This is a genomic window from Pseudomonas petrae (genome assembly GCF_021728295.1).
Lineage (GTDB): Bacteria > Pseudomonadota > Gammaproteobacteria > Pseudomonadales > Pseudomonadaceae > Aquipseudomonas > Aquipseudomonas petrae.
Map to the genome: position 1 here is coordinate 61,850 of NZ_JAKJXE010000019.1, position 23,482 is coordinate 85,331.

Consider the following 23,482-nt stretch of genomic DNA (forward strand, 5'->3'; position numbering starts at 1 on the left):
CATGACCTCCACAGAGCAAAGCGTGCTCGACGCAGCCTATATGGCGCGGGCGCTGGAACTGGCGCGCAAGGGCGTCTACTCGACGCACCCCAACCCGCGTGTCGGCTGCGTGATCGTGCGTGATGGCGCAATTGTCGGCGAAGGCTGGCATGTCCGCGCGGGCGAGCCCCACGCCGAGGTGCATGCGCTGCGCCAGGCGGGCGACAAGGCAAAGGACGCGACCGCTTACGTCACCCTCGAGCCCTGCAGTCATCATGGCCGCACCCCGCCGTGCGCCGACGCGCTGGTCAATGCCGGCGTGGCGCGTGTGGTTGCCGCCATGCAAGACCCCAATCCCGACGTCGCCGGTCGTGGCTTGTTGCGATTGATGAACGCTGGAATCGCGGTGCAGAGCGGCGTGCTCGAAAGCGAAGCGCGGGCGCTGAACAAAGGTTTTCTCAAACGTATGGAGCACGGCCTGCCGTACGTGCGGGTCAAGCTGGCGATGAGCCTCGACGGACGCACGGCCATGGCCAGCGGTGAAAGCCAGTGGATCACCGGCCCCGAAGCACGCTCCGCCGTCCAGCGCCTGCGTGCGCGGTCGAGCGTGGTGCTGACCGGCGCCGATACCGTGCTGACCGACAACGCGCGGCTCACCGTGCGCCCTGACGAATTGGGCCTGAACGCCGAACTCACCGCCTTGGCCGCGACCCGGCCGCCGTTGCGCGTGTTGATCGACGGGCGTTTGCGGGTGCCCCTTGATGCGCCGTTCTTTAAAGCGGGCAGTGCGCTGGTGGCAACCTGCGCGGCAGCCTCGGCGCGCGAGCGTTACCACGACGAAGGCCACGAAATGCTCGCACTGGCCAGCAGCGGCGGGCACGTCGATCTGCGCAAATTGCTGATCGAACTGGCAGCCCGTGGCGTCAACGATGTGCTTGTCGAGGCCGGCCCTAAACTCGCTGGCGCCTTTACCCGGCTGGGCCTGGTGGATGAATTCCAGATCTTCGTGGCGGGCAAGTTCATGGGCTCGTCGGCGCGGCCGTTGCTGGACCTGCCGCTGGCGCAGATGAGCGAAGCGCTCGAACTCAAGATTGTCGAAATGCGCGCGGTCGGCAATGACTGGCGAGTCATTGCGATACCCGCGTCGCACCCCGGCGTATAATTCCGGCTTCCGCGTTCAGCGCTGGCCCTGTTTTCCAGGAGCACCCATGTTTACTGGCATCATCGAATCCATCGGCAGCATCCGCGCCATCACTCCGAAAGGCGGCGACGTCCGCGTTTACGTAGAGACCGGCAAGCTCGACCTTTCCGACGTCAAACTGGGCGACAGCATCGCGGTCAACGGGGTCTGCCTGACCGCCGTCGAATTGCCGGGCGACGGCTTCTGGGCTGACGTCAGCCGCGAAACCCTGAATGTCACCGCATTCGTCGATCTAAAGACCGGCAGCCGGGTCAATCTGGAAAAAGCCCTGACCCCGACCACGCGCCTGGGCGGCCATCTGGTCAGCGGCCACGTCGACGGCGTCGGCGAGGTGCTGTCCCGCGAGGAAAACGCCCGTGCGATCCAGTTCCGCATGCGTGCACCCCGCGAGCTGGCCAAGTACATCTCCCACAAAGGCTCGATCACCGTCGACGGCACCAGCCTGACCGTGAATGCGGTCAACGGCGCCGAGTTCGAGCTGACCATCGTCCCGCACACGCTCGCCGAAACCATCATGGGCGACTACAGCCAGGGCCGTAAAATCAACCTGGAAGTCGACCTGCTGGCGCGTTACCTCGAGCGTTTGTTGCTCGGTGACAAAGCGGCCGATCCGACGCCGGCGCAGGGCGGCAACATCACCGAAAGCTTTCTGGCCGCCAACGGCTACCTCAAATCCTGAATTGAAGGGGGTGCCGCGTGGCGCTCAACAGCATCGAAGAACTGGTTGAAGACATTCGCCAAGGCAAGATGGTCATCCTCATGGATGACGAAGACCGCGAGAACGAAGGCGATCTGATCATGGCCTCCGAGTGCGTCAAGGCCGAGCACATCAACTTCATGGCGCGTTACGCCCGTGGCCTGATCTGCATGCCGATGACCCGCGAGCGTTGCGAGACGCTGAAACTGCCGCTGATGGCGCAGCGCAATGGCTCGGGCTTCGGCACCAAGTTCACCGTGTCCATCGAGGCCGCCGAAGGCGTGACCACCGGGATTTCCGCTGCAGACCGCGCGCGCACCGTTCAGGCTGCTGCTGCCAGGGACGCGAAGGCCGAAGACATCGTCAGCCCGGGCCACATCTTCCCGCTGATGGCCCAGGCCGGCGGCACGCTGTCCCGCGCAGGTCATACGGAAGCGGCATGCGACCTGGCGCGCATGGCCGGTTTCGAGCCGACCGGCGTGATCTGCGAAGTGATGAACGACGACGGCACCATGTCCCGTCGTGCTGAACTGGAAGCTTTCGCGGCCGAGCACAACATCAAGATCGGCACCATCGCCGACCTGATCCATTACCGGATGATCCACGAACGTACCGTTCAGCGGATTGCCGAGCAGCCCCTCGACAGCGAACTGGGCCATTTCAATCTGGTGACCTACCGCGATTCCGTCGAAGGTGACGTGCACCTGGCGCTGACGCTGGGCAAGATCTGCGCGGAAGAAGCCACGCTGGTTCGGGTGCATAACATGGACCCGCTGCGTGACCTGTTGATGGTCAAACAGCCCGGCCGCTGGAGCCTGCGCGCTGCCATGAAGACCGTGGCCGAGGCCGGCAGCGGCGTCGTGCTGCTGCTCGGTCACCCGCTCGACGGCGACACGGTTCTGGCCCATGTGCGTGAAACCGCCGGCGGCACGCCGATCAAGACGCCGACTACTTACAGCACTGTCGGTGCCGGTTCGCAGATCCTCCGCGACCTCGGCGTGCGCAAAATGCGCTTGATGAGTTCGCCAATGAAGTTCAATGCGATATCCGGTTTCGATCTGGAAGTTGTAGAATACGTGCCCTCCGAATAAAGACCGGCAGGTGACAGGCCCCGACAGCGTTCAGCCGTTGGTGGTTTTTGCCCCTGCAGTCGCCCGATTCGTGGCCTAAAATCCCTGAAAGCGCGCGCCCGATGCGCGCTTTCATGCTCTTTAATACGAGAACACGAGACTCAGCCGAATGACCCTGAAGACCATCGAAGGTACCTTCATCGCCCCCCAAGGTCGCTATGCCCTGGTGGTTGGCCGCTTCAACAGCTTCGTCGTCGAAAGCCTGGTGAGCGGTGCCGTTGATGCCCTGGTTCGCCATGGCGTGAGCGAAAGCGACATCACCATCATCCGCGCACCGGGCGCGTTCGAAATCCCGCTGGTTGTGCAGAAGGTCGCTCAACGCAGCGAATTCGCCGCCATCATCGCGCTCGGCGCCGTCATTCGTGGCGGCACCCCGCACTTCGAATACGTGGCTGGCGAATGCACCAAGGGCCTGTCCCAGGTGTCCATGGAGTTCGGCGTGCCGGTCGCGTTCGGCGTCCTGACTGTCGATTCCATCGAACAGGCGATCGAGCGTTCCGGCACCAAGGCCGGCAACAAAGGCGCTGAAGCTGCGCTGTCCGCCATCGAGATGGTCAGCCTGTTGGCGCAGTTGGAGGCCAAGTGATTAACGACGAAAGCGATCAGTTCAACCCGCGTGATCCACGTGCGGCAGACGCTGGCAAACCATCCAAAAGCGAAAAGCGTCGTGCGGCTCGCCAGATGGCCACTCAGGCCCTGTACCAGCGCCATATGGCGGGTCAGTCGCTGAACGAGATCGAAGCACAGTTCCGCGTCGACAACGATTTCACCTCCGTCGATGCCAGCTATTTCCACGACATCCTCCACGGTGTCCCGGCCAATCAGGACAAAATCGACGCGGCGCTGGCGCCTTGCCTGGACCTGACCATCGAAGAGCTGGACCCGGTTGAGCTGGCGGTCCTGCGTCTGTCGACCTGGGAACTGCTGGAGCGCATCGACGTGCCGTACCGTGTGGTCATCAACGAAGGCATCGAGCTGGCGAAAGTCTACGGTTCGACCGACGGCCACAAGTTCGTCAACGGCGTGCTCGACAAGCTGGCTCCGCGTCTGCGCGAAGTCGAAGTGAAGGCGCACAAGCGCTGAGGCTTCTGGGTTTCTCCAGAACCTAAGCGTCTACGCCATGGGCGAGTTCGAGCTGATCCGCAATTACTTTGCCTCCGCGCCCTGCGCGCAATCCGGCGAAGGCGTTGCACTGGGGATCGGCGACGACTGCGCCCTGTTGTCGGTGGCCGCTGGCGAGCAACTCGCTATCTCCACTGACACGCTGGTTGCCGGGGTGCATTTCCCGGACGTCTGCGATCCTTTCCTGCTCGGCCAGCGCGCACTCGGCGTGTCGGCCAGCGACCTGGCCGCCATGGGCGCCAGTCCCCTCGCATTTACCCTTGCTCTGACCCTGCCGCAGGTTTCCGCCGACTGGCTGGAAGCGTTCGCCCGCGGTTTGAACACTATGGCCCAAGGCTGCGGCCTGCGCCTGATCGGTGGCGACACGACGCGCGGGCCTTTGAGCCTGACCCTTACTGTCTTCGGCACAGTCCCGACCGGGCAGGCCTTGACCCGAAGCGGCGCGCAGCCCGGCGATTTATTGTGCGTGGGCGGTCCGCTGGGCGATGCTGCCGGGGCGCTGCCGTTGGTGTTGAACCAGCGCAGCACCGAGGCGTCTACCACTCAGGCCTTGCTGGCCCGTTACTGGTCGCCGCAGCCACAGTTCGAGCTGGGCATCGCGTTACGCGGCAAGGCCAGCGCGGCGCTGGACATCTCCGACGGACTGCTTGCCGACTGCGGACACATCGCAGCGGCATCGGGCGTGCGTTTGCTGGTGGAGCGCGACAAAGTGCCGATGTCTGACGCGCTGCTGACGTTTTTCGGGCCTGACGCGGCGTTGAATGCCGCGCTCAGTGGGGGGGATGACTACAGACTGGCTTTCACGTTGCCGCCATCATGGCTGGCTGATCTGCAGGCCGCCGACTTGCCTGTTTTGGTTCTGGGTCGGGTGGTCGAAGGCCAAGGCGTGGCGCTGATTGACGCACTTGGGCAGGACGTCACCCCGTTGACTCGGGGCTATCAACACTTTCAGGAGACACGGTGACAGATCATCCTAATCAGGTCCCGGCGGAAAACGTTCCTCCGTCGGTATGGACCAATCCGTGGCATTTCCTGGCCTTCGGTTTCGGCTCCGGCACACTGCCCAAAGCGCCCGGCACCTGGGGCTCAATGGTCGCCGTACCCTTCATCCCGCTATGGCAGATGCTGCCGGACTGGGGCTATTGGCTGATGCTCGGCCTGACCATGCTGTTCGGTTTCTGGCTGTGCGGCAAAGTGGCCGACGACCTGCGCGTTCACGACCATGAAGGCATCGTCTGGGACGAAATGGTCGGGATGTGGATCACCTTGTGGCTGGTGCCCGAGGGTTGGGTCTGGCTGCTGGTGGGTTTTCTGGTGTTCCGCTTTTTCGACATTCTCAAGCCCTGGCCCATTCACTGGATCGACAAGCACGTGCACGGCGGCGTCGGCATCATGCTCGATGATGTCCTGGCCGGTGTTTTCGCATGGCTGGCGATGCAAGGGCTGGTCTGGCTGTGGGCTGTCATGTAGGGGCTGCGCTCATGAGGCGTTCAGGCGTGGGATGGCTGCTGGGTATAGCGTTGCTCATGACGAGCGTCTGGGCGACTACCGACGCGGCAACCCCTGCATCGGTGCCCGACAAGCCCTCCGACATCCTGCTGGTGAGCGAGCACTGGATTGGCTACACCGAAACCGACGGCACGGGGCTGGGTTGGGACCTGATGCGCGAGATCTTCGAGCCGGCCGGCGTCAAGGTCGATCAGCGCATCGAGCCCTACACCCGCGCGGTCGGGCTGGTGCAGCGCGGCGAGGCCGATGCCTGGATTGCCGCCTACAAGGATGAGGTCGAGGGCACGCTTTATTCAAAGTGGCACTACGACAATGACGAAATCTACACGCTGGGTCTGGCCTCCAAGCCGCTTCCTTCGCTGCAGACGCTGGGCAAATATCGTCTGGCCTGGGTGCGCGGCTACGAGTTTCAGCACTACCTGCCCAACGTAGTGCATTTCAACGAAGTCGCGAGGCGGGATCACATTCTGCCGATGCTCGAATACGGCCGAGCGGATCTGTACATCGATGCCAAGCCGGAAATAGACTTCATCCTCGCCCAAAGCAACGATCCCCAACGCTATCGACTGACCTACCTCACCGTCATCCCTTTGTACCTGAGCTTCGCAGATACCCCGCGAGGCCACGCGCTGCGGGATCTGTTTGACGTTCGGATGGGTGATCTGGTGCTCAGCGGCAAGCTGCGGCCGATCTTTGCGCGCTGGAAGCATCCGTATCCTTTCGAATCAGGCGATGCTCAGTCCCGCGCCGGCGTCAGCCACTGATCAAACTTGTTGATCTGATTGACCGACAATTCAGCCTAAGCGTCCGTCGGAACCTGCTGTTACAATGTTGCGAATTTCCAGCCCTCATACTGATCAGGAGCACCCGGTGCCCGTCGTATTTGTCGCGGCTTCCAAGCTGCCTACCCCCTTTGCCACTTTCAAGATGAACGGCTTTCTCGAGCAGGAAAACGGTCGCGAACATGTCGTGCTGACCCTCGGCGATGTGTCAGATGGCGCCCCGGTGCTCGGCCGTGTGCATTCCGAATGCCTGACCGGTGATGCGTTGTTCAGTCAGCGCTGCGATTGCGGTTCCCAGTTGGAAGCGGCGTTGCGCGCCATCGCCGCCGAAGGCCGCGGGGTGCTGTTGTACTTGCGCCAGGAAGGTCGCGGCATTGGCTTGATGAACAAGATCCGCGCGTATGAATTGCAGGACGGCGGTGCCGACACCGTTGAAGCGAACGAGCGTCTGGGCTTTGCCGCTGACCAGCGTGATTACGGCATTTGCCTGCCGATGCTGGAGCATCTGGGCATCAAGTCCCTGCGTCTGATGACCAATAATCCGCGCAAGGTCAAAGCGCTGACCGACATGGGCATCACCGTCGCCGAGCGCGTGCCACTGCACACTGGCCACAACCCGCACAACAAGCTCTATCTGGCAACCAAGGCCGGCAAGCTGGGCCACATGATGGGCAACGAGCATCAGAGCGAAGTCGATCCAGCGTGATACCTGGCCGCCTGCGCCGTCGTCTGGCGCAGGCTGGACGCGTTCGATGCGCCCACTGATTGCCTGCCTGCTGTTGCTGATCGCCTGTCAGGCCGGCGCTGCGCAGCGGGTCGTCAGCCTCGCACCTTCTCTCACCGAAATCGTTATCGAACTGGATGCCGCCGATCTGTTGGTTGGCGTACTCGACGGCGGCCCGCGCCCGGAAAAAGTAGTGGGCCTGCCATCGGTGGGTCGCTACGGGCAGCTCGACATCGAGCGCCTGCTCAGTTTGCAGCCGGATCTTTTGCTGCTGTGGCCCGGCAGCGTCAGTGCGGCCCAGCGCGACCAACTGAAGCGCCTGAATATTCCTACCTACACCGCCGAGCCCCACACGCTGATCGAGCTGGCTGATCAGATCGAGCAGATGGGCGAGCGACTTGGCCGCGCCGATCGTGGACAACAGGCAGCGAAGGATTTCCGCCAGCGATTGGCCGGATTGCGTGAGCGTTATCGCCGCGATGTCCCGCTGACGGTGTTCTACCAAGTGTGGGACCAGCCGCTTTACACGGTAGGCGGCGGGCAGATCATCAGCGATGCACTGACCGTGTGCGGCGCACGCAATGTGTTCGAAGACCTGACCCTGCCGGCGCCGCAGGTGAGTATCGAGTCAGTGCTGCAGCGCGACCCGGACGTGATTCTGGCCAGCGACGCTGCATTGCTGCCGGGATGGAAAACCTGGTCGCAGTTGAAGGCCGTAAAAGCCGGTCGCCTGTTTGCCGTGCCCGATAAAGGCCTCGAACGAGCAAGCGGGCAGATGGGGGACGCGGTGGCGAAGGTGTGCGGCGTGATAGCGCCAGAGCGCTAGATGGGCGGAATGCAGATTTACAGCTCCGGCGTCCAGGTCACGCCAAACATCCACGTCCGACCCTCTTCACGATAGCCGTAGTTGCTGCCATCGAAGCTGTACAGCGTGCGGCTGTAGCGTTTGTCCAAGGCGTTATCCAGCTTGAACTCCAGCTTCACTTCGTCGCTGGCTTTCCAGCTGCTGCGCAATCCGAACAACGAATAGCCGCCGATGTGCTGGGTGTTGGCCTCGTCGTTGTAGCTGTCGCTGACGGCCTGCCAACTGGCGCCGACGCCGAGGCGATCGAACTGGCGATCAAGATCCAGGTTCAGGGTGCGACGGGCGCGACGGTTGAGCGTATGCCCAGTGTCACGGTCACGCGGGTCGATGACCGACCCGCCGAGCTTGCCGGTCCAGCCGAACCATTGCTGCTCAAGCGACGCTTCGAAACCATTGATCCGTGCCGAGCCGATGTTTTGGGGGCGAAAGTCGCTGTCGAGGGCGATCGCATCCTGCAGGTCGGTACGATAGAGCGAGGCTTCAAGACGGGCCGTATCGCTCAGGCGACTGCGCCATTGCAGCTCGTAGCTTTTCGAGTGCTCGGGCTTGAGGTCCGGGTTGCTGAAGTCCGGGTAATACAGGTCATTGAACGTCGGCGCGCGGAAGCCTTCGCTGTAGGAGAGCAGCACATCGTTGGCGTCATTGAGCGGAACGGTGAGCGTGCCGCTCCAGGTGTTCTGGCTGCCAAACTGCTCATTCTGATCGTGGCGCAGGCCTAGTTCGGTCGAGAAGTGCTCGCCTTTAAAACGGTGCTGAATGAACGCCGCGCGGTTCCAGCGGCTGTCCTCGTCGAACGCCGTGCTGCTGTTAACGCGGTCTTCGTACCAGTCGCCCCCCAGCATCAGGCTGTTGCGGTCGTCCAGCGCCAGGTCGTTCTGCCAATTGACCGAGTCCCGGTAGGTGTTGAACACGTAGTGATCGTCGCTCAGCTTATCCAGCGTCTTCTCGCGGTTCTCACTGTGGCCCAGCTCCAGGCGGGTTTTCCAGGTCTGGTTGATGCGGGCGTCGATGTAAGTGCCGAGGCTGCTCAGGTCAAACTTGCTGTACTGCTGCTGTCCCACGGTATTGAACGTCACCGGGTCGAACAGACCGAACGGGTTGTCGAACTCGGTCTTGCCCCGGTTATCCAGCGTGTTGAAGCCGACTTCCACGTCGTCGTTGAGCCAGTGGCTGAGGTTCAGGCTCAGGGATTTATTGCGGTAGGCGTCGTGGTCGTTATCGCTGGCGAAGGACGGGCCGGTGCGGTCGATGCCTGCCGTTTCATCCAGGCTGGTGCTGAGGTTGAAGTGCGTCTGCTGATCGCCGCCCGACAGGCCAAGGCTCTGCTGCTGCGTGCCTCGATTGCCGAAACCCATATGCAGGCGAGCCTGGAGGCCTTGCTCGGCGCCCCGTCGGGTAAAGATCTGGATCACGCCTCCAATGGCGTCAGCACCGTAGATGACCGAGCGTGAACCGCGCAGCACTTCCACGCGCTCGACCTGCTCGATGTCGAGGTATTGCAGGTTACTGTCCGCCGACGTGGCATTGGCAATGCGCTGCCCATCGACCAGCACCAGACTCTGCGCGGCCTTGGTCCCGCGAATGAAAATCCCCGGCAAACTGCCTCGACCGCCGCTGGGCGCGACTTGCACGCCGGGCACACGACTCAACAGGTCGGTGACGCTGCTCGGTTGCAAGCGCTCAATGTCGGCGCGGGTGAACACGGTGTTCGCCGCGCTGGTGGCGTCCCGCTGCTCGACCTGGCGATTGGCGCTGATCAGCACGCTGTCCAGCTTCAAGGCGCTTTCCCGATCAGGTTGGTCGGCAAAGGCCTGAGCAGCGGGGATGAGGGAAAAGGCGAGGGCGAGGCGGGAAATCGTCATCTTATTGATCGCAAACCTTGTAGGAGCGACCGGGGTGGAGCGCCACCCCGGTCAGTCCTACAAAAACTACATCTTCAGCAGGCGCTGGTTGATCGACGCTTCAATGCCGGCAGCATCCAGCCCGCACTCGGCCAGCATCTGCGCCGGTTTGGCGTGCTCGACGTAAACATCCGGCAGGCCCAGGTGCAGCACCGACTTGAGAATGTTCTCCCGCGCCAGAAACTCGCTGACCGCCGCACCCGCACCGCCCATGACGGCGTTTTCTTCGAGGGTCACGAGCAAGTCGTGGCTGTCGGCCATTTCGCGAGTCAGTGCCTCGTCCAGCGGTTTGACGAAACGCATGTCGACCACGGTTGCATCAAGTTTTTCCGCGACGATCAGCGCTTCGGTCAACTGCACGCCGAACACCAGCATCGCGACTTTGCTGCCTTGACGGCGAACCACGCCCTTGCCGATTTCCAGCGGTTCGAGACTGCTCTCGATCACGGCATCGGGGCCGTTGCCGCGCGGGTAACGAACGGCGGCGGGACCTTTGAACAGGTGACCGGTGGTGAGCATCTTGCGCAGCTCGTTTTCATCGCTCGGCGTCATGATCAGCATGCCGGGGATGCAACGCAGGTACGACAGATCGAAACTGCCGGCGTGGGTCGGGCCGTCTTCGCCCACCAGACCGGCGCGGTCGATGGCAAACAACACGTCCAGATTCTGCACCGCGACGTCATGAATCAGCTGATCGTAACCGCGCTGCAGGAAGGTCGAATAAATCGCCACGACCGGCTTGGCGCCTTCGCAGGCCATGCCCGCCGCCAGCGTCACCGCGTGCTGCTCGGCAATGGCAACGTCGAAATAGCGCTCCGGGAAGCGTTCGCTGAACGCGACCAGATCCGAGCCTTCCTTCATGGCGGGCGTGATGCCGACCAGGCGCTCGTCCGCTTCGGCCATGTCGCACAGCCACTGGCCGAACACGCCGGAATACTTCGGGCCGCCGGCTTTTTTGGGCACGACGGGCGCATTCAGCGGATCGAGCTTGGTGATCGCGTGATAGCCGATCGGATCAACCTCGGCCGGCGCGAAGCCTTTGCCTTTCTTGGTAACCACGTGCAGGAACTGCGGACCCTTGAGGTCACGCATGTTGCGCAGGGTGGCGATCAGGATAGGCAGGTCGTGGCCGTCGATCGGGCCGATGTAGTTCCAGCCGAGTTCTTCGAACAGCGTGCCGGGTACCAGCATGCCTTTGGCGTATTCCTCGGTGCGGCGGGCGATTTCCCACGCGCCGGGCAAACGCGACAGCACTTTCTTGCTGCCCTCGCGCATGCTCGCGTAAGTGCGGCTTGAGAGGATTTTCGCCAGGTAGTTCGACAGCCCGCCAACGTTGCGCGAGATCGACATGTCGTTGTCGTTGAGGATCACCAGCATGTTGGCGTTGACCTCAGGCGCGTGATTCAGCGCCTCGAAGGCCATGCCGGCGGTCAGAGCGCCGTCGCCGATCACGGCAATCGACTTGCGCTCACTGCCTTGCAGCCGGGAGGCGATCGCCATGCCCAGGGCGGCGCTGATGGACGTGCTGGAGTGACCGACGCCAAAGGTGTCGTATTCACTTTCGCCGCGACGCGGGAATGCCGCCACACCGCCTTTCTGGCGCAGGGTCGACATCTGCTCGCGACGGCCCGTGAGGATCTTGTGCGGGTACGCCTGATGACCGACGTCCCAGACCAGCCGGTCGTCGGGGGTATCGAAGACGTAGTGCAAGGCCACGGTCAGTTCGATGACGCCGAGGCCGGCGCCGAAATGGCCGCCGGTCTGGCCAACGGTGTAGAGCAGCTCCAGGCGCAGTTCATCCGCCAGGGCTTCAAGCTCTGCTTCACCTAAGCGGCGCAGGCCGTCCGGCGTCGCTGCCTTGTCGAGCAGCGGCGTGGACGGGCGCTCGCGGGGAATCTCTTTGAACGTCGTGGGCATCAGGCGAATCGTTATTAGTAAAAGAGGCGGCAGTTTACCTGATGCATTGCCGGCTGCGCACGATGTGCAGCAACGCGATGTTCAGGGGCAACGTTTGCCGGCGAAATCGGGCAGCGCCAGCAAGGCTGCTCGCACCCGATAAGTCCTATGACCTGCGCTTAATGGCGGCGTTCGACGATATAACGCGCCAGCGCGCGCAAGGGCTCGGCGGCCTCATCGAACGGTCGCAGCGCCACGAGGGCCTGATCGCGCAATTCCAGGGCGTAATGCTTGGCGTCTTCCAAGCCCAGCAACGCGGGGTAGGTCGGCTTGTCTCGAGCGATGTCGGCGCCCTGGCGTTTGCCCAGCGTCGCGGTATCACTTTCGACGTCGAGAATGTCGTCCTGCACCTGAAACGCCAGGCCGATGGCGCGGGCGTAAATCTGCAGCGAGTCGAGCTGGACCTGGGTTGCGTTGCCGCTGGCCAGAGCGCCGAGCCTGACGCTGGCTTCGATCAGTGCGCCGGTCTTGTGCCGATGCATGAATTCCAGCGCCTTCTGGTCGAGCTTGAGTCCGACCGAGCCCAGGTCAATGGCCTGTCCGCCGACCATGCCGGCAGGGCCGGATGCTCGGGCGAGGGTGGCGACCATCTTCAGCCGGGTGTCGGCGTTCTGCGGGGTCAGCGCGTTATCGCTCAGCACGCTGAAGGCCAGGGTCTGCAGACCGTCGCCGGCAAGAATCGCGCAGGCTTCGTCAAACGCTTTGTGGGTGGTGGGCAGGCCGCGACGTAAATCGTCGTCGTCCATGGCCGGCAGGTCGTCGTGCACCAGCGAATACGCGTGGATCAGCTCGACTGCGCAGGCCGCGCCGTTGGCGTGCTCGGCGTTGCCGCCCAAGGCTTCGCAGGCGGCGTAGACCAGCAGCGGGCGCACGCGCTTGCCGCCATTGGTGACGCTGTAGCGCATGGCGGCGTAAAGGCGGGTCAATTCAGGGGCGGGCGCATCGAACAGAGTCTCCAGCGCCGCATTGACGCGAGCCTGGCTGAGTGCCTGATACGCCGCGATCATTCCGGCTGTTCCGCGTCGAACGGCTCTTCGGCCAGTTCGCCGTCGCGCTCCAGCAAGACCTGCACTTTCTGCTCGGCCTGGGCCAGCGCGCTCTGGCACTCGCGGGTCAGGCGGATGCCTTGTTCAAAGGCGGTCAGTGAGTCTTCCAGCGACAGCTCACCGTTCTCCAGACGCTCGACGAGCGTTTGCAAATCCGTGAGGGACTGTTCGAAATCCAGTGCAGCTTTCTTGCGGGCCATGGCGGCTATCCCGGTAGACGTTAAACCGGCGCGACACTAGCAGAGCGCAGGCATCGGGGCAAATGAGAAGGGTGAGGCGGCTAAAGCCTTTGCCGATGCGCGCCAGATCGCGGCACACGCCACGCGCCTGCAGGAATGTGTTTTCACCCTCAAGCCGTCGTCTGGCCCCAATCTGTGGGAGCCGGCTTGCTGGCGAACGCGCTGTGTCAGCAAATAGAGATTTATCTGACCCAACGTGTTCGCCCGCAAGCCGGCTCCTCCGGATCTGTGCACGGCGCAGGTTTCGAGTGTTAACGCCGATTCAGTGTAGGAGCGCGCTTGCCCGCGAAGGCGCCATTTCAGTCAACGCATAGTCGTCTGAAGCGGCGCAATCGCGAGCAAGCTCACTCATACAGAGGTGTGCGGCAAGGTTAGAGGAAAGTAAAAACCGTCTCGGCCGGCAGGCGCGATTTCGGCAGTTTGGCGTTGAAATCGCTGTCGCTGCGGTAGCCCAGGCTGACCACGACCAGGCTGGTGAAACCCTTGTCACGCAGGCCTAATTCTTCGTCGAGCTTCTTGAAATCGAAGCCTTCCATCGGCGTCGCATCCAGCCCCAGCGATGCCGCGCCCAGCAGCAAAGTGCCCAGCGCCAGATAGGTCTGCTTTTCCATCCAGTCCTGCACGTCCTTCTGATCGAATTTGTGCATGTTCACGTAGCCACGGCGGCTTTTGTCCTGACCGGCTTTGGCCTCGTCGTTGGCGAAACGCCCGTCAGCCGCTTCCTGGGCCAGCACTGCTTGCAGGTGCGATTCCGGCATCTCGGTGCGGGTGCAGAACACGATCACGTGGGAGGCATTGAGCATCTTCGCCTCGTTGTAGGCAAAACCACCCTCGGCCGACTTGGCCACGCGCGCTTTGCCCTGCTCATCGGAGGCAACGATGAAGTGCCATGGCTGCGAATTCACCGATGACGGGCTGTGACGCAGTTGCTCCAGCAACTCGTGGATGGTTTCCTGCGGGATCTTGCGTGAGGCATCGTAGGCTTTAGTGGTGTAGCGCGATTTTGCCAGTGCGGTGAGTTGCATGATGAATCTCCGAAATTAAAAACTGAATCAACGGGTCGGTGCAGGCGCAGCGTCGATCTTCACCCGCAGCAGGCTGTAGGGCTTTTCGCGCAGATCCTTGCCATCGTGGAAACCGGCCTGGCGCTGCAGCTGGTTGGCGGTGAAATACAGATAGCCATCGGGCCCGACCGACAAGGTGTCCGGCCACAGCACGCGAGGGTCGTGAACGATGGTCTGCCAGCTGCCGTCGGCCAGGCGTTTGCGGATGCCGTTGTGTTCGTAGTCGCCGGCGTAGACCGCGCCGTTGGCATCGGCTTCCAGACCGTCGGACGCGCCTTTTTCGCCGAGGTCTTTGACCGCAGCGTTCAGTTGCGCCTCGCTCACACTGGCATCACGCAGCATCGCAGCAGGCACGGCATACAGGTGGCGGCTGGAAAGCGCGCTGAAATACAGCGTCTTGCCGTCAGCGGACAGCGCGATGCCGTCGGACGCGACGCCCAACGTTTTCGCTTTGCCGTCAGGGCCTTTGGTGACCAATGCGGCCTGACCTTCGACCACCGGCTTGAAGTCAGGGTCGACCGAGGTGGATTTCGCCCCGCTCAGGCGACGGGTCGCCTTGCCGCTGGCGATGTCCAAGACGATGATCGCGCCGGGCCCGGAAACCGACGAATCCGTGACATAGACAGTGCCTTCTTTGCCGCTGCGGAAATCAAAGCGCATGTCGTTGACGTAGGTGCTCGGCAGGATGACGTTGGCCGGGAAGACTAGGGTTTTGACCACCTTGTTACTGGCCAGATCAACCGCCACCAGCTTGGCGCCGCCGGCTTTCGGCGCGGCGAAATTTGGCGCAGCGGTGTCCAGCAGCCAGACCCGGCCCTGACCGTCGGCGACCACGCTCTGCACGCTGATCAGCCCTTTGGCGGGCTCCTTGGGATCTTCCTTGTTGATGGCCGCATCGGGGTAGGCGACGACCTTGCCGTCACGGATTTCACCCACGGTAAACGGCACGTCGTCGCCCCAGTGCGGGAAGTTGACGAAGATACGTCCGGTTCCCGTCACGGTCACGCCGGTGGGCATGGCGTCGTGAAAGGTGAACACCTGCTCAAGCTGACCGATGGTTTTCTCTGCCGGCGCATTGGCGGTTAGTGCGGTGGTTGCAGTCGTGGCTGCAATGCCGGTCTGGCTGATCAACGCGAAAGACAGTGCCACCGCCGACAACATCATGTTCTGTTTCATGGACACAAACGGCTCCCGGCCTGCCGTAGCAGGCCATTCAAATAATGGAAACAGGTTCAGAAACCTTCGAGGACGATCTTGCCCTTGGCCTTGCCGCTTTCGACCACGGCGTGGGCGCGGCGCAGGTTTTTAGCATTGATCGCGCCGAAATGCTCACCGAGGGTGGTCTTCAGCACGCCTTGGTCGATCAGGTCGGCGACGCGGTTAAGCAGTTCATGTTGGGCAATCATGTCCGGCGTTTCGTAGAGCGAGCGGGTGAACATCAGTTCCCAGTGCAGCGACAGGGCCTTGCGTTTCATCGGCACCACGTCGAGGGATTTCGGGTCATCGATCAGCGCCAATTGGCCTTGCGGTTTCAGGGCCTCGATCAGCTGCGTGAAGTACGAATCGGTGTGAGTCAGGCTGGCGACATGGCTCACCTGGCCGACGCCGATCTGTTTCAGTTGCTCGACCAGCGGCTGGCTGTGATCGATGACGTGATGGGCGCCCAGGCTTTCGACCCATTCACGGGTTTCCGGACGGGACGCGGTGCCGATCACGGTCAGTTTGGTCAGTTGGCGGGCCAGCTGCACCAGAATCGATCCGACGCCGCCACCGGCCCCGATGATCAACAGGCTGTCACCTTCGCCGCCGCCTTCCTGAACGCCCAAACGGTCAAACAGCAATTCCCACGCGGTGATCGATGTCAGCGGCAGCGCGGCGGCGTGGGCGTTGTCGAGGGTCTTGGGTTTGTGCCCGACGATGCGCTCGTCGACGAGGTGGAATTCGCTGTAGCTGCCGGGGCGGGCGATGGAACCGGCGTAGAACACCTCGTCCCCGGCGTTGAACAGCGTGACTTCGCTGCCCGTTTCACGAACAACCCCGACTGCGTCCCAGCCGACCACTTTGGGTTCGGTGGCGGCAGAGCCGGCGCGGATTTTGGTGTCGACCGGGTTCACCGAAATCGCTCTGACTTCGACCAGCAAATCCCGAGGGCCGGGCGTTGGCTTGGGCAGGTCCATGTCGAGCAGCGCATTGGGGTCTTCGATGGGCAGACCGTGTTGGGTGAAGGCGACGGCTTTCATGGCGATCTCTCTTGGACAGATGGCAGAAGGTAGCTGAAACGTTGGCTCATCTTGTTCTTGTTCATCAGGCAGAAAAACCCGCAGAATCCGGCAACACTTTCACACCTGGAGTGAAAATGATCCGCATCGACGACCTGACCTTGTTCGTTCGCACTGCCGCATTGGGCAGCTTCTCCAATGCCGCGCGGGAGGTGGATCTGTTGCCGGGTCAAGTCGCGGCGGCCATCAAGCGCCTCGAACGCGAGCTGGATATCCGCCTGTTTGCCCGTTCGACGCGCAGCTTGCGCCTCACCGCCGAAGGCGAGCAGTACCTGCCGACCGCCCAGACGGTGCTCGATGCTTTACGGGATGGCCGGGAAAAGCTGCAGAGGGAAAGTGCTGAGCTGCAAGGCACGCTGCAGGTGGCGGCGCCTTCGGATCTGGGGCGAAACATGTTGCTGCCGTGGCTGACGGATTTTCGCAGTCAGCACCCGGCGCTGAATCTGCGCCTGTTCATTTCCGATCAAGTGGCCGATCTGTTTCGCGATCCGGTGGACGTCGCCATTCGCTACGGTGTGATCGAAGACGCCAACTACATCGCGTTGGCGCTGGCGCCGTGGAATCGCCGGGTGCTGGTGGCATCGCCCGATTATCTGGCGCGCAAGGGCCGGCCCGTGGTCTCGGACGACTTGCTGCGGCATCAGTGTTTGCTGTTCACGCTGGCGGGTCGGGTGTACGACAAATGGCGGCTCGGTGGTCGCGTGTTTTCGGTGTTAGGCCCGTTGCTCACCGATGACGCTGATCTGGTGAGGCGCTGGGCGGTGGCGGGGCAGGGGGTGGCGTACAAGTCGTGGCTGGATGTCTGCGAGGACGTGCACGCCGGGCGGCTGGAACTGTTGCTGCCGGATTACCCGGGCGAGCCGACCCCGCTCAATCTGGTCTGCCCGCACCGCAAACAGTTTTCACCCGCGGTGCAGCAGCTGCATTCGCTGTTGAAAAACCGCTTCGCCGGAATGGAGAAGGGGTTGCCGGCGTTGTTGTGAGTGACTGCCTAACCTCTCCATCCATGGCGCAACTCTCGGCCCAATGATGCCCCTGTAGGAGCGTGGCTTGTCCCGCGATCGGCTGCAAAGCAGTCGTAAATTGATTACATCGGGAAACCTTCCACACCGAGATGACAGGTTTTGCGACGACTTCGTCGCCGATCGCGGGACGAGCCACGCTCCTACAAGAGTGCGCGCTGCTCAATGCGAATGCCGTGGCTCGCCGCTGCGTGCAATTACCCTCAAATGCAACGTCGCCGGTTCCAGGCATCCGCCGGTGGACAACTGGCCTACCAACTGCCGATACAGCTCCTGCCACGGTGTTTGCGAGGCCGGCATCTTCGGCTCGAACAGCGCGCGGCGTTCGGCCATTTCCTCGTCGCTGACCAGCACATTGACACTGCGGTTGTTCAGATCCACGCGCAGCCGGTCGTTGGTTTTCAGCAGGGCAAGACCCCCGCCGACCGCCGCTTCCGGCGACATGTTCAGGATCGAAGGGCTGGCCGAGGTGCCGCTCTGCCGGCCATCGCCGAGACATGGCAGCGAGTCGATGCCTTGTTTGATCAGCGCGGAAGGCGGCGCCATGTTCACCACTTCGGCGCTGCCGGGATAACCGACCGTGCCGGCACCACGGATCACCAGAATGCAGCGCTCGTCGATTTCCAGCGAAGGGTCGTTGATTCGCGCGTGATAGTCCTCCGGGCCCTCGAACACGATCGCTCGCGCCTCGAAGCTGTTCTCGGCGCCCGGCTCGGACAGATAGGTCTTGCGGAAGGCCTCGCCGACCACCGACATTTTCATGATCGCGCTGTCGAAAAAATTGCCGCTCAGCATGATGAAACCGGCGCGGTGTTTGAGCGGGTCTTCATACGGACGGATGACGTCGGTGTCGTGGGCGACCGCGTTGCGCACGATGTCACCGATGGTTTTGCCGGAGACCGAGCCGCAGTCTTCGTGCAGCTTGCCGGCCTTCTGCAGCTCGTGCATCACCGCCGGCACGCCGCCTGCGCGGTGGAAGCCTTCGCCCAGATACTTTCCGGCCGGCATGCAATTGACCAGCAACGGCACGTCTTCGCCGATGCGCTGCCAGTCGTCGAGGCTCAACTCGACGCCCATGTGCCGGGCGATGGCGATCAAGTGAGGCGGGCAGTTGCTCGACGCGCCTAACGCCGAGGCGACTGCGATTGCGTTTTCAAACGCTTCGCGGGTCATGATCTGCGAAGGGCGCACGTCTTCGCGGACCAGATCGCAGATGCGCTTGCCGGTCATGTACGCCATCTGCCCGCGCTCACGGTACGCCGCTGGAATGCTCGCGCAACCCGGCAGCGACATACCCAGCGCTTCGGCCAGCGCGTTCATCGAAAGCGCCGTGCCCATGGTGTTGCAGTGACCCACCGACGGCGACGCGGCGGTTGTCATTTCCATGAAGCCTTCGTAATTGATCTCGCCTGCGGACAGCAGATTGCGCGCATGCCAGAGCACTGTGCCGGAGCCGATTAGCTCACCCTTGTGCCGACCGTCGAGCATTGGCCCGCCAGACAATACGATGGCGGGAAGGTCGGTGGTCGCCGCTGCCATCAGGCAGGCCGGCGTGGTTTTGTCGCAGCCGGTGGTCAGGACGACGCCATCCAGCGGGTAGCCGTGGAGAATTTCCACCAGCCCGAGGTATGCCAGGTTTCGGTCCAGGGCTGCGGTCGGGCGGCGCGTCTGCTCGGCCATCGGGTGCACCGGAAACTCCATCGGAATCCCGCCGGCATCACGAATGCCGGCTTTGACCCGCTGGGCGAGCTCCAGATGATGACGGTTGCAGGGCGCCAGATCAGAACCCGTCTGAGCGATGCCGATGATCGGCCGGCCCGATTGCAGCTCCTCGCGGGTCATGCCGTAGTTCATGTAGCGCTCGACGTACAGCGCCGTCATGTCGGCGTGTTCCGGATCATCGAACCATTGCTGGCTGCGAAGCGGGCGTTTCGGCGTGTCGGACATGGTTCGGGTCTCTCTTGGAATTAGGTGTGCTGCGTAAGATGTTCAGCGTTACAACAAACCGCGCACGGCGAGGTTGCGCAGCAGCGCGCCGACGCCGAACGTCCACGGCGCCGCGTCACTGCTGTGGGTCACCTCATTGTGCAGGCCGCCGAACAGGCTGCTGCTGATACTGACCTGATCGCCCAACTTGTGGGTAAAGCCTCCGCCGGCATGGTCGCGGTCGGCGGTCGGGGCGAAAAGGGTGCCGAGAAACAGCAGGAAGCCGTCCGGGTATTGATGGTTGGCGTTGAGCGCCTGGCCAGCGATGTCGGCCGGATCACGGCTGATCTGCGACATCGAGCTTGAGCCTTTCATCACGTAACCGTCATCGCCTTTTACCTGCAGGTCGACCACGCAGTTGCGCACGTCATCCAGGGAGAAGGTTTCGTCGAACAGCCGAATGAACGGGCCGATCGAGCACGACGCATTGTTGTCTTTGGCCTTGCTCAGCAGCAGCGCGCTACGGCCTTCGAAGTCACGCAGGTTGACGTCGTTGCCCAGGGTCGCGCCGTGGATTTGCCCGCGACTGTTCACCGCCAGCACCACTTCCGGCTCGGGGTTGTTCCACTCCGATTTCGGGTGAATGCCCACCTGGCTGCCGCTGCCCACCGCCGCCAGCACGGGCGCTTTGGTGAAAATTTCGGCGTCTGGCCCGATGCCCACTTCAAGGTACTGCGACCACATGCCTTGCTCGATCAGCAGCGCCTTGAGTTTGCTGGCCTGTTCGGAGCCCGGCTTGATGTTGCGCAGGTTGTCGCCGATGGCATTCTGCACGATGGCGCGCACGCTCTCCGCCTTGGCTGGGTCGCCTGCCGCCTGCTCCTCGATCACCCGTTCGATCATGCTCGCGGCGAAGGTCACGCCGGCTGCCTTGATCACTTGCAGGTCCGCTGGCGCCAACAGGTACGGCTTGTTGGCATCGGGCGTTGCGGTCGAATTCGCCAGCAATTCTTCGATGTTGGCGACGCGCGTGCCTTGGGCTTCGCGCACGGCAGTCAGGGGGGATTCTAGCTCCAGCAGCTCACTCAATGTGGCGAAGCTCGACGAAAGATCGAACACGCCGTCGTTGCGCAACACCACAGGTGATGGGCCGCTGATGTGTCCGGGCACCCAGGCGCGGCCGATCAATGTGCCATTCAGGCCGTCGGCGGGGAGGGTATTTTCCGGAGTGAGCTGGATAGGCATGCTGAAGTCCTCAACGCTTTTTATGATTTATCAGCGACCCTAATCAGCACCGACGATAAACTCCAATGACATCTGCTTAGCAATCGATAACACTGGGTTATCGCTCATCGAGGCCGTCCTCATGTCAGACATATCCTTCTCCACGGTCTGTAACTGGCTCAAGTTCAAGCATCTGGTGCTCATCGAAACCCTGGCGCGCACCCGCAACATGCATGCGGCGGCGCAGCACATGAACCTCAGCCAGCCGGCGGTAAGCAAAATGCTGCGCGAGATCGAGCGGCTGCTTGGCTTTGATGTGTTCGAGCGTCTGCCGCGCAACATGCCACCGACCGCCCTCGGCGAACACGTGGTGCGCTATGCACAGATCGCCCTGAATGACGCCAGCAAGTTCGTTGATCAGATCAGCAGCCTGCGCGAGGGCGGGCATGGTTTCCTGAAGGTGGGGGCGATCTTCGCGGCGACCGCAGTGGTGCTGCCGGAAGCCATCGTTCAGTTGAAAGAGCGCTGGCCGCTGCTGTCGATCGAGGTGGTCGAGCAGACCAGCGACCACCTGATGGAAATGCTCGACGACAAGAAACTCGACCTCGCCGTGGCGCGCTACACCAACGAAAACCAGCAACAGGTGTACGACTTCCAGGCGCTGGCGCCGGAGCCGTTCTGCATGGTGGTCAACAGTCGCCACCCGCTGACTGAATTGCCGCAGACGCCGCTGCAAGCGCTCGGAAACTGGCCATGGATTCTGTACCCGCTGGGCACCCCGATTCGCGCACGCATGGAGCAGGCGTTTGCCAAAGCCGGCATTGCCACGCCGAAGAACACCATCGACACCATCTCGATGCAGACCTTTCTGCAAGTGCTGCAGGCAGGGCCGATGATCGCCATGTTGCCGGCCTCCATGGCACAGCCGCACCTGGATTCGGGCCTGCTGAAAGTGCTGAACACGCCGCTGAAACTGGCACCTCAGGACTACGGAATTCTTACGCGCCGAGGTGAGCCTTTGCTCGGGGCTGCATCGGAATTCGCCGAAATTCTGCTGGCGAATGCACGGCTGGCGCGGCAGTAATCGATAACTCCGCGTTATCAATCAATGGAAACAAGTCATTATCCTAATCAAACCGGCTATCGGTAACATCGCCCCGTGTTTCGACCCTCCATAACAACAATACAGGCGCGTCCGAGTGCCTGGAGGTCCCACCATGGAAACCGTTTCCCAGCGCCTGCCCGAGTCCTCGGGTCCCGGGCACGCCAGCTTTGAAGACCGCACTTATCGCAAAGTCATTCTGCGCATTCTTCCCGTCTTGCTCCTGTGCTACATGGCGGCGTATCTCGACCGTGTGAACATCGGCTTCGCCAAACTGGACATGCTCAACGATCTGCAATTCAGCAACACCATCTATGCCCTCGGCGCGAGCATGTTCTTCTGGGGCTATTTCCTCTTCGAAGTCCCGAGCAATTTGCTGCTGCATCGCTTCGGCGCGCGGTTCTGGATCGCCCGGATCATGCTCACCTGGGCCATCGTCTCCATGGCCGTCGCGTTTACCGTGCCGCTGGCGAAGTTGTTCCACATCGAATCTGAAACCATGTTCTACGTGCTGCGCTTCTTGCTCGGCATCTGTGAGGCAGGGTTCTTTCCCGGCGTCATCCTTTACCTCAACTACTGGTTTCCTACCCGTCGGCAGAGCCGGGTGATGGCAGGTTTCCTCATGGCAATGCCGATCAGTCTGACGCTGGGCGGTGTGATTTCCGGCTGGTTGATGACCCGAATGCAGGGCGTCAACGGCATGGCCGGCTGGCAGTGGCTGCTGATCATCGAAGGGCTGCCTTCGGTGGTAATGGCCTTTGTGGTGCTGGCGTTCATGGCCAATAACATCGACGCGGCCAAATGGCTGTCACCCCAGGAAAAGGCCATGCTCAAGGCCAACCTGGAGACCGACAGCAAAGGGAAGGCGACGAGTCTGCGCGAGGTGTTTTTCAACGGACGCGTGTGGTTGCTGGTGCTGATCCTGCTGACGTTCAACACCGGTTTCTACGGGCTGGCATTCTGGATGCCATCGATCATCAAAAGCGCCGGCGTCTCCAACCCGCTGGACATTGGTCTGCTGACGGCCATTCCGTATGGCATCGCCGTGATCGCCATGACCCTCAACGCGCGGCACTCCAACAAGACCGGGGAGCGCCGCTGGCACGCAGCGATTCCGGCAATCATCGGCGGCATCGGCTTGATCCTCAGCGCGTACTTCGCCAGTAACGTGGTGCTGTCGATCATCTTCTTGAGCGTGTCCGCCTCCGGCGTGCTGAGCCTGATGCCGATCTACTGGACGCTGCCGGGCACCGTGCTGTCCGGCGTCGCGGCCGCTGCTGGGATCGGCATGATCAACGCCATAGGTAATCTGTCAGGCTTCACCGGCTCGATGATCACCGCCGTGGCCGAGAACCTTACCGGCAACATCAACAACGGCACCTACGTGCTGGGCGCGTGCTTGTTCATCAGCGCCGGACTGATTCTGTCGATCCCGCGGGCGATGCTGGGCAACCACAAGGCCGAAGCGCCTGCGCGAGGCGAGGTGCTTTCTCACGCGTAAACGAGAGAGCCCTGACACTCCCAGCCTGCAGGAGCCGGCTCGCTGGCGAACGCGTCCTGTCAGTTGATGGAAAGGTGACTGACCCACCGCGTTCGCGGGCAAGCGCGCGCCTACAGGTGATTTGCGCCGTCCGTTGATCTGCGTTGGTGTTGGTAATCCGCGCTGGATGACCACCCCTCAGGTATGAAGTCGCAGGTGGAATGGCATGGATCG

Annotated in this window: 22 protein-coding genes; 13 read left to right on the forward strand and 9 right to left on the reverse strand. The window is 62.3% G+C overall.

Annotated features, from left to right (window positions below):
- The first annotated feature begins 1 nt into the window (after position 1).
- From ribD to L4G42_RS24195, 10 genes are all read left to right on the forward strand, one after another.
- Complete coding sequence (gene ribD / locus L4G42_RS24150) at positions 2 to 1,141, forward strand: bifunctional diaminohydroxyphosphoribosylaminopyrimidine deaminase/5-amino-6-(5-phosphoribosylamino)uracil reductase RibD (RefSeq protein ID WP_237259812.1); 1,140 nt, start codon at positions 2 to 4, stop codon at positions 1,139 to 1,141.
- A gap of 46 nt (positions 1,142 to 1,187) precedes the next feature.
- Positions 1,188 to 1,859 (forward strand): riboflavin synthase, encoded by a 672-nt coding sequence (locus L4G42_RS24155; protein WP_237254193.1) that lies wholly within the window; start codon positions 1,188 to 1,190, stop codon positions 1,857 to 1,859.
- Between the two features lie 17 nt (positions 1,860 to 1,876).
- Positions 1,877 to 2,968, forward strand: a complete 1,092-nt coding sequence (ribBA, locus tag L4G42_RS24160) for a bifunctional 3,4-dihydroxy-2-butanone-4-phosphate synthase/GTP cyclohydrolase II (RefSeq protein WP_237261260.1) — start codon at positions 1,877 to 1,879, stop codon at positions 2,966 to 2,968.
- Positions 2,969 to 3,116: 148 nt separating this feature from the next.
- Positions 3,117 to 3,593 carry a 6,7-dimethyl-8-ribityllumazine synthase gene (gene ribH, locus L4G42_RS24165; protein WP_037017809.1) on the forward strand — a complete coding sequence of 159 codons (477 nt, stop codon included), beginning with the start codon at positions 3,117 to 3,119 and terminating at the stop codon, positions 3,591 to 3,593.
- Complete coding sequence (nusB, locus tag L4G42_RS24170) at positions 3,590 to 4,090, forward strand: transcription antitermination factor NusB (RefSeq protein WP_133776020.1); 501 nt, start codon at positions 3,590 to 3,592, stop codon at positions 4,088 to 4,090. The genes ribH and nusB overlap by 4 nt, the downstream gene beginning before the upstream one ends.
- Before the next feature lie 37 nt (positions 4,091 to 4,127).
- The gene (thiL, locus tag L4G42_RS24175; RefSeq protein WP_237259813.1) at positions 4,128 to 5,093 is read left to right on the forward strand and encodes a thiamine-phosphate kinase; all 966 of its coding nucleotides are present in this window, start codon (positions 4,128 to 4,130) and stop codon (positions 5,091 to 5,093) included.
- A complete protein-coding gene (locus L4G42_RS24180) occupies positions 5,090 to 5,599 on the forward strand; it encodes a phosphatidylglycerophosphatase A family protein (protein WP_065988427.1) in 510 nt (169 codons plus the stop codon). The genes thiL and L4G42_RS24180 overlap by 4 nt, the downstream gene beginning before the upstream one ends.
- 56 nt (positions 5,600 to 5,655) lie before the next feature.
- Positions 5,656 to 6,402 (forward strand): substrate-binding periplasmic protein, encoded by a 747-nt coding sequence (locus L4G42_RS24185; protein ID WP_237254196.1) that lies wholly within the window; start codon positions 5,656 to 5,658, stop codon positions 6,400 to 6,402.
- A gap of 106 nt (positions 6,403 to 6,508) precedes the next feature.
- Entirely contained in the window at positions 6,509 to 7,126 is a 618-nt protein-coding gene (gene ribA, locus L4G42_RS24190; protein ID WP_074891807.1) for a GTP cyclohydrolase II, read from the forward strand.
- Positions 7,127 to 7,172: 46 nt separating this feature from the next.
- Positions 7,173 to 7,970, forward strand: coding sequence for a cobalamin-binding protein (locus L4G42_RS24195; protein ID WP_237254197.1), 798 nt, complete (start codon positions 7,173 to 7,175; stop codon positions 7,968 to 7,970).
- Positions 7,971 to 7,987: 17 nt separating this feature from the next.
- On the opposite strand, the gene L4G42_RS24200 is transcribed toward L4G42_RS24195, so the two are convergent.
- From L4G42_RS24200 to L4G42_RS24230, 7 genes are all read right to left on the reverse strand, one after another.
- Positions 7,988 to 9,871 (reverse strand): TonB-dependent receptor domain-containing protein, encoded by a 1,884-nt coding sequence (locus L4G42_RS24200; protein WP_237259814.1) that lies wholly within the window; start codon positions 9,869 to 9,871, stop codon positions 7,988 to 7,990.
- A gap of 66 nt (positions 9,872 to 9,937) precedes the next feature.
- Positions 9,938 to 11,827: a 1-deoxy-D-xylulose-5-phosphate synthase gene (gene dxs / locus L4G42_RS24205; protein WP_237254199.1), complete on the reverse strand. Its 1,890-nt coding sequence runs from the start codon at positions 11,825 to 11,827 to the stop codon at positions 9,938 to 9,940.
- Between the two features lie 158 nt (positions 11,828 to 11,985).
- Positions 11,986 to 12,873 (reverse strand): (2E,6E)-farnesyl diphosphate synthase, encoded by an 888-nt coding sequence (ispA, locus tag L4G42_RS24210; RefSeq protein WP_237254200.1) that lies wholly within the window; start codon positions 12,871 to 12,873, stop codon positions 11,986 to 11,988.
- Complete coding sequence (locus L4G42_RS24215) at positions 12,870 to 13,112, reverse strand: exodeoxyribonuclease VII small subunit (protein ID WP_062384761.1); 243 nt, start codon at positions 13,110 to 13,112, stop codon at positions 12,870 to 12,872. The genes ispA and L4G42_RS24215 overlap by 4 nt, the downstream gene beginning before the upstream one ends.
- A gap of 410 nt (positions 13,113 to 13,522) precedes the next feature.
- On the reverse strand, positions 13,523 to 14,176 hold the full coding sequence (gene nfsB / locus L4G42_RS24220; RefSeq protein WP_237254201.1) for an oxygen-insensitive NAD(P)H nitroreductase: 654 nt from the start codon (positions 14,174 to 14,176) through the stop codon (positions 13,523 to 13,525).
- A 27-nt stretch (positions 14,177 to 14,203) separates the two neighbouring features.
- On the reverse strand, positions 14,204 to 15,397 hold the full coding sequence (locus L4G42_RS24225; RefSeq protein ID WP_419789406.1) for an L-dopachrome tautomerase-related protein: 1,194 nt from the start codon (positions 15,395 to 15,397) through the stop codon (positions 14,204 to 14,206).
- A 50-nt stretch (positions 15,398 to 15,447) separates the two neighbouring features.
- Positions 15,448 to 16,455 (reverse strand): zinc-binding alcohol dehydrogenase family protein, encoded by a 1,008-nt coding sequence (locus tag L4G42_RS24230; protein WP_237254203.1) that lies wholly within the window; start codon positions 16,453 to 16,455, stop codon positions 15,448 to 15,450.
- Between the two features lie 116 nt (positions 16,456 to 16,571).
- Here L4G42_RS24230 and L4G42_RS24235 point away from each other — a divergent pair, with 116 nt between their 5' ends.
- A complete protein-coding gene (locus tag L4G42_RS24235; RefSeq protein WP_237254204.1) occupies positions 16,572 to 17,477 on the forward strand; it encodes a LysR family transcriptional regulator in 906 nt (301 codons plus the stop codon).
- A 201-nt stretch (positions 17,478 to 17,678) separates the two neighbouring features.
- Here L4G42_RS24235 and L4G42_RS24240 read toward each other — a convergent pair whose 3' ends face one another.
- Together L4G42_RS24240 and L4G42_RS24245 are read right to left on the reverse strand one after the other, a co-directional pair.
- Positions 17,679 to 19,463 carry an IlvD/Edd family dehydratase gene (locus tag L4G42_RS24240; protein ID WP_237254205.1) on the reverse strand — a complete coding sequence of 595 codons (1,785 nt, stop codon included), beginning with the start codon at positions 19,461 to 19,463 and terminating at the stop codon, positions 17,679 to 17,681.
- 48 nt (positions 19,464 to 19,511) lie between these two features.
- The gene (locus L4G42_RS24245) at positions 19,512 to 20,687 is read right to left on the reverse strand and encodes a fumarylacetoacetate hydrolase family protein (protein WP_237254206.1); all 1,176 of its coding nucleotides are present in this window, start codon (positions 20,685 to 20,687) and stop codon (positions 19,512 to 19,514) included.
- A 121-nt stretch (positions 20,688 to 20,808) separates the two neighbouring features.
- Here L4G42_RS24245 and L4G42_RS24250 point away from each other — a divergent pair, with 121 nt between their 5' ends.
- Together L4G42_RS24250 and L4G42_RS24255 are read left to right on the forward strand one after the other, a co-directional pair.
- Positions 20,809 to 21,750: a LysR family transcriptional regulator gene (locus tag L4G42_RS24250; RefSeq protein ID WP_237254207.1), complete on the forward strand. Its 942-nt coding sequence runs from the start codon at positions 20,809 to 20,811 to the stop codon at positions 21,748 to 21,750.
- Between the two features lie 133 nt (positions 21,751 to 21,883).
- Complete coding sequence (locus L4G42_RS24255; protein WP_237259815.1) at positions 21,884 to 23,269, forward strand: MFS transporter; 1,386 nt, start codon at positions 21,884 to 21,886, stop codon at positions 23,267 to 23,269.
- Positions 23,270 to 23,482: the final 213 nt, after the last annotated feature.

What these genes read in the sequence shown, in the direction of transcription:
- ribD (WP_237259812.1), top strand. Translation starts at nt 2, where the DNA reads ATGACCTCCACAGAGCAAAGCGTGCTCGACGCAGCCTATATGGCGCGG.
- L4G42_RS24155 (WP_237254193.1), top strand. Translation starts at nt 1,188, where the DNA reads ATGTTTACTGGCATCATCGAATCCATCGGCAGCATCCGCGCCATCACT.
- ribH (WP_037017809.1), top strand. Translation starts at nt 3,117, where the DNA reads ATGACCCTGAAGACCATCGAAGGTACCTTCATCGCCCCCCAAGGTCGC.
- thiL (WP_237259813.1), top strand. Translation starts at nt 4,128, where the DNA reads ATGGGCGAGTTCGAGCTGATCCGCAATTACTTTGCCTCCGCGCCCTGC.
- L4G42_RS24185 (WP_237254196.1), top strand. Translation starts at nt 5,656, where the DNA reads ATGACGAGCGTCTGGGCGACTACCGACGCGGCAACCCCTGCATCGGTG.
- L4G42_RS24195 (WP_237254197.1), top strand. Translation starts at nt 7,173, where the DNA reads ATGCGCCCACTGATTGCCTGCCTGCTGTTGCTGATCGCCTGTCAGGCC.
- L4G42_RS24200 (WP_237259814.1), bottom strand. Translation starts at nt 9,871, where the DNA reads ATGACGATTTCCCGCCTCGCCCTCGCCTTTTCCCTCATCCCCGCTGCT.
- dxs (WP_237254199.1), bottom strand. Translation starts at nt 11,827, where the DNA reads ATGCCCACGACGTTCAAAGAGATTCCCCGCGAGCGCCCGTCCACGCCG.
- ispA (WP_237254200.1), bottom strand. Translation starts at nt 12,873, where the DNA reads ATGATCGCGGCGTATCAGGCACTCAGCCAGGCTCGCGTCAATGCGGCG.
- L4G42_RS24215 (WP_062384761.1), bottom strand. Translation starts at nt 13,112, where the DNA reads ATGGCCCGCAAGAAAGCTGCACTGGATTTCGAACAGTCCCTCACGGAT.
- nfsB (WP_237254201.1), bottom strand. Translation starts at nt 14,176, where the DNA reads ATGCAACTCACCGCACTGGCAAAATCGCGCTACACCACTAAAGCCTAC.
- L4G42_RS24230 (WP_237254203.1), bottom strand. Translation starts at nt 16,455, where the DNA reads ATGAAAGCCGTCGCCTTCACCCAACACGGTCTGCCCATCGAAGACCCC.
- L4G42_RS24235 (WP_237254204.1), top strand. Translation starts at nt 16,572, where the DNA reads ATGATCCGCATCGACGACCTGACCTTGTTCGTTCGCACTGCCGCATTG.
- L4G42_RS24240 (WP_237254205.1), bottom strand. Translation starts at nt 19,463, where the DNA reads ATGTCCGACACGCCGAAACGCCCGCTTCGCAGCCAGCAATGGTTCGAT.
- L4G42_RS24245 (WP_237254206.1), bottom strand. Translation starts at nt 20,687, where the DNA reads ATGCCTATCCAGCTCACTCCGGAAAATACCCTCCCCGCCGACGGCCTG.
- L4G42_RS24250 (WP_237254207.1), top strand. Translation starts at nt 20,809, where the DNA reads ATGTCAGACATATCCTTCTCCACGGTCTGTAACTGGCTCAAGTTCAAG.
- L4G42_RS24255 (WP_237259815.1), top strand. Translation starts at nt 21,884, where the DNA reads ATGGAAACCGTTTCCCAGCGCCTGCCCGAGTCCTCGGGTCCCGGGCAC.